Below are 3,821 nucleotides of genomic sequence, written 5' to 3'. Positions count from 1 at the left end.
GGACCGTCGGGTCCACCAGGCACACCGGGCCTGCTGTCTCGGATCGGCTGTCTGCCATGCTGGCCTGTGATGGAGGCTGCCGTTCCCGAGCCCAGCGTCGTTCTTGTGGATGGTCCGTGGCGTCACCGTGACGTGTCCGCGAACGGCACGCGACTGCACGTGGCCGAGCTCGGAGAGGGCCCGCTGGTGTTGCTGTTGCACGGGTTCCCTCAGTTCTGGTGGGCTTGGCGTCATCAGCTCACGGGGATCGCCGCTGCCGGCTACCGGGTGGTGGCCGCCGACCTGCGCGGCTATGGGGCCAGCGACAAGCCCCCGCGGGGATATGACGCCTTCACCCTGTCCGACGACGTCGCCGGGCTGGTACGGGCGCTCGGTGAACGGGACGCTGTGATCGTCGGACACGACTGGGGTGGTCTGGCCGGATGGACGACCGCGGCGTTATGTCCCCGGCTCGTGCGCGGGCTCGTGGTGCTTTCCATGCCGCATCCGCTGCGGACCCGGCATGAGATGCTGGCGAACCTGCGCGGGCAGGGTGTCGCCAGCCGGCATCTGATCAGCTTCCAGCTGCCGTGGCGTCCGGAGCGGCTGCTGGTCGCCGACGACGCAGCCTATGTCGGTCGGGTGCTGCGGGCATGGGGCGGCCCGGGCTACCCCGACGCCGAGGCGGAGGGCCGTTATCGTGAGGCGATCCGGATTCCCGGGGTTGCGCACAGTTCGCTGGAGTACCACCGGTGGGTTTTCCGTTCGCTGTTCCGGCCGGACGGAGCCCGGTTCGCCGCTGCGCTGCGCCGGTCGGTGTCCGCACCCACCCTGCAGTTGCACGGCCGCCTTGACAGGTTCATGCTTCCATCCACCGCACAGGGCTCGGGACGTTACGTCAGCGGCCCCTACGAATGGAAGCTGCTGGACGGAGTCGGCCACTTCCTCCCGGAAGAGGCCCCGGACGTCGTCACCAACGAGATCGTTTCCTGGCTCGCGCAGTGACCGTTCTGGTCCTGTTCCTTTGAATCCCCTTGTCGATCGCCGATAGGTGATTGTCAAGCCAGAGGTAGGTGCCAGCCCAAGAGGCAGGGGTTCCCGAATCGTCGCAAAGCGACGATTCGGGGGAGGCTCAGTCGCAGCCCCGGGTGCTGACTGCGGTGGTCGTGACCCGACCGGCGTCCGCTGAATCGTCCACTTCGGCACTGGTCAGTACGTACCCGGTGTCCGAGTCGTTCGTCGCGGCAGCAAACACCACGCCGTAGACGGTGCCTTGCTCGGACAGCAGCGGTCCGCCGGAGTTTCCCGGCAGTACCTGGCCCCGGACCGCGTATATCTCACGGAGCACCGTGCCCTGGGAGTAGATGTTCGGCGCTCTGGCGGTCTGGCGGTTGCGGATGCGTGCCGCCGCGATCGTGTACGGGCCGTCCTGGGGATATCCGGCGACGATCGCGTCGTCTCCCGCCCGACCGGGCGGGTCGTCCTGGAAGGACAGCGGCGTCCGGCGCAGGCCTGGCACGTAGAGGACGGCGATGTCGGTGTCGGGGTCGAACACCACTACCCTGGCCGGCAGGGTGGTGGTGCCGACCTCGACCTGGGGCCGGGTCACCCCGGCGACGACGTGGGCGTTCGTCATCACCCGTTCTGCCGCGTAGACGAAACCGGTGCCTTCGACCCGTTTGGAGCACGACGGCGCGACTCCGCGGATCTTCAGGATGCTGGCCGCCGCCGCCTGTACGGCCGGGGTGTTGTCGACCTGGGTGTCGGGCGGTTCGACCGGCACGATCTGTTCCCCGCCGAGGCTGGAGAAGACTTCGGGGAAGCCGTTCTGGTCGACGAGCTGACGTAGGTCGGCGAAGGCGCCGCGTACCGCGTCCGGCATGGCCGCGTCGACGGTCCTGAGGACTTCGGATCGGCGGACGTGCTCGGCGAGGGTGGTGAACGGGGAACGGTTCACCGCCGTTGCCAGCAGCCATGCCACGAGCAGCACCGAGATACCGGAGAGGATCGCGCCGGCGACGGAGTCGACGGTCTGGCCCGGACGCCAGGTGAGCCGGTCGCGCAGGGTCGCACCGATCGCGGTGGCGGCGATCTGTCCGATCAGGGCGAGACCGAGGACGACGAGGATGCCGATGATGGCGCCCTGCGCCTCGGCGCCGATCATCCGTGCGAACGGCGCCGCGATGTTCGCGCCGAGGACACCGCCGCCGAGGAAACCGATGAAGGACAGTGCGCCGACCACGAAGCCCTGCCGGTAGCCGGACACGGCAAAAATGATCACAGAGAGGATCAGGATGACATCGAGAATGTCGAACATCTTCGGCTGCTCGGTATCCGCTAGCCGACCGTCAGTGTGCCGTGCATGTTCGGATGGATCGTGCAGAGGAACGAATAGCTGCCGGGTTTGTCGACGGTGAAGGTGACTGACTGTGATGTGCCCGCCGAAGCGACGCTGGTTCGGGCCTCAGGGATCTCCGGGATCACGAAGTTGTGTGGAGCGGAGCCCGCTGGAACCGTCAGGTTCACCGTGATCTTTCCTGGTCGGGCCGTCAGGGTTGAGGGCGAGAACTCCAGTGAGGCGGTGCCGACCACGTCGAAGATCTGGACACCATTCTCGATCTTCGGCGTGGCACTGGTGACGGTCGGGGGCGAACTGGTCGGCGCATCGCTTCCGCAACCGCTGAGTCCGAGTCCGAATCCGAGGACGAGCAGGGTGAAGGCGACGGTCAGCGTGGCGGGGCGAGCCGTTCGACGGTGGCGCGACCGTCCGGCCCCGGGCGTCGGACACCGGGAAGTACCCGGGCCGGTCATTACGCTCATTGATGCCTCCGGTCCTTGTCGCCCTTTGCTGACGAGTGTCCGCCGAAGACGCTGCCGTCCTCGTACCCGGGCCGTGCGTGGATCTGTCTGTGGCTCTGTGCGTCGAGCTGTCCGTGGATCCATGTGCGGATCGTGGAAAACACCTGGGGAGGCCGGAACCCGCGAAGCTCGTCGAGCGGCTTGAGGTCCTGACCGGTTACCGGCCGGGCTGACCGTATCGCCCGCGTGCGGGCTCATCCAGAGCCACCCGTCGGTTCCGACGCCCGGCCGGACTCGGCGGGTGCTGGCCGGGTACCTGTCACGGGTAGCGGCCGGGCGTTCGTCACCGGTGACTCGACCTGTTCGGCGGGCAGCCAGGGGCGCTCCCAGCCTCCCATCCGCAGCAGCGCGTCGATCAGGCCGCCGGTGAAGCCCCAGATGAACATCTCCTGGATGCGGAAGGCCGGCCCTACCAGGCCCGACGCCCGATGGCGGACCCGTACCCGGTTCGCCGGGTCGGCCAGTTGGGCGACCGGTACCCGCACGACCGCGGACGTCTCGCTCGGGTCCACCGGCCCGACCGGACACGGCGTGTGCCACCATCCCAGCACCGGCGTCACCAGGAAGTGGCTCGGCGGCAGGTAGAGGGCGGGGCCGGTGGCCAGGATCCGCACACAGCCCGGATCGAGCCCGACCTCCTCCCTGGCCTCCCGGATCGCGGTCGCGGCCGGGGAGGTGTCGGTGGAGTCGGTCGCCCCGCCGGGAAAGGCCGGTTGGCCGGCATGGCTGCGCAGGTCCGCCGCGCGTTCGATGAGCAGGACGTCGGGCCCGTCCGGGCCGTCACCGATCAGCATGAGGACGGCCGCGGGACGTCCGTCGGCCGCGTGTAGCCGAGTCCAGGAAAGCTGGTCGGGACGGGCGATGCGCAGGGCTTGCGCCAGGTCCGTGAGCCAGGTGGGCGCGTCGACCTCGTCAGGGCCGGCGGTTCCGTCCAGCCCGTCCAGCCCGTCCGGACCGTCGGGATATGCGGCTGTGCTCACCTG

4 protein-coding genes are annotated in these 3,821 nt (G+C 68.8%); 1 reads left to right on the top strand and 3 read right to left on the bottom strand.

Features of this window, described 5'->3' with window-relative positions; translation table 11 throughout:
• The first annotated feature begins 69 nt into the window (after nucleotides 1-69).
• On the top strand, nucleotides 70-984 hold the full coding sequence (locus DD1DGNOD_RS25195; RefSeq protein WP_131768812.1) for an alpha/beta fold hydrolase: 915 nt from the start codon (nucleotides 70-72) through the stop codon (nucleotides 982-984).
• Between the two features lie 127 nt (nucleotides 985-1,111).
• Here the strand turns inward: DD1DGNOD_RS25195 and DD1DGNOD_RS25190 are convergent, their stop codons facing one another.
• The 3 genes from DD1DGNOD_RS25190 to DD1DGNOD_RS25180 form a co-directional block, all read right to left on the bottom strand.
• Complete coding sequence (locus DD1DGNOD_RS25190; RefSeq protein WP_131768813.1) at nucleotides 1,112-2,296, bottom strand: MarP family serine protease; 1,185 nt, start codon at nucleotides 2,294-2,296, stop codon at nucleotides 1,112-1,114.
• A gap of 20 nt (nucleotides 2,297-2,316) precedes the next feature.
• Nucleotides 2,317-2,799, bottom strand: a complete 483-nt coding sequence (locus tag DD1DGNOD_RS25185) for a cupredoxin domain-containing protein (protein ID WP_131768814.1) — start codon at nucleotides 2,797-2,799, stop codon at nucleotides 2,317-2,319.
• A gap of 233 nt (nucleotides 2,800-3,032) precedes the next feature.
• Nucleotides 3,033-3,821: NUDIX hydrolase (locus DD1DGNOD_RS25180; protein ID WP_430827866.1), on the bottom strand; the 789-nt coding region annotated here is incomplete at its 5' end.

Origin of the sequence: Candidatus Protofrankia californiensis, from assembly GCF_900634765.1 — a bacterium.
GTDB classification, from domain to species: Bacteria; Actinomycetota; Actinomycetes; order Frankiales; family Frankiaceae; genus Protofrankia; species Protofrankia californiensis.
Note: the sequence above shows the minus strand (reverse complement) of the source record. Positions and strands in the feature narration are given on the sequence as shown.